Genomic DNA, 853 nt, shown 5'->3' with positions numbered 1-853 from the left:
CTTAGACTCTAGTTTCAAGTGCAACACCCGTCATGAGGTAGGGTGTTGTGATGACGAAATACAAGCATTTGAGTGCCGAAGAGCGCGCGGCCATCATGATCGAGCGGGCCAGAAATACAAGCGTCCGAGCGATAGGCCGGCTGCTCAATCGCAGTGCGTCGACCATTGCGCGCGAACTGACGCGCAACCTCGGGGAGTCGTCGTGCCGTTATGACGCCACGGCGGCGGCCCAGGGATATCGCAGGCGACGTGAACGAAGTCGGCGGCCACGAAAGCTGGCGGCTGGAAACGCGTTGTACTGGCAGGTGCATCACGATCTGGTTTATCGGCGCTGGTCGCCACAGCAAATTGCTGCCAGACTTCGCGACATGCACCCCGAGAATCTGGAACAACGCGTCAGTCACGAAACGATCTACGCGTCGATTTATACCCACCCGCGCGGTGGCTTGAAGCAGGCGATGATCGAAGCGCTTCGCCAGGAAAAGCCGGCGCGCGGCAACACGCGCAAGACGCTGGCCCGCAAGAGCTTTGTGCCGGAAGAACTGCGCATCATCCATCGTCCCGAAGAGATCGAAACACGAAAGTGGCCGGGTCATTGGGAGGGCGACCTGATCAAGGGCGCCTTTAATCGTTCCTGCGTCGGCACGCTGGTCGAGCGCAAAACGCGCTTCGTGGTGCTGTGCCGGATGGACGGTTGCACGGCCCAGGATGCGCTGGAAGGCTTCACGCGCCAGATGAAAAAGGTGCCGGCCTTTCTGCGCGAGAGCCTGACCTACGATCGCGGATCGGAAATGACGTGTCATGTAGAACTGGCCGAGCGACTGAACCTGGACATCTGGTTTGCCGATCCCTA

At 59.8% G+C, this 853-nt stretch carries 1 protein-coding gene; it reads left to right on the top strand.

The features are described from left to right. Positions 1–50: 50 nt before the first annotated feature. The coding region (locus ACV22W_RS33530; RefSeq protein ID WP_448023821.1) for an IS30 family transposase at positions 51–853 on the top strand (803 nt) is incomplete at its 3' end.

The organism is Burkholderia sp. AW49-1 (genome assembly GCF_053427845.1).
Note: the sequence above shows the minus strand (reverse complement) of the source record. Positions and strands in the feature narration are given on the sequence as shown.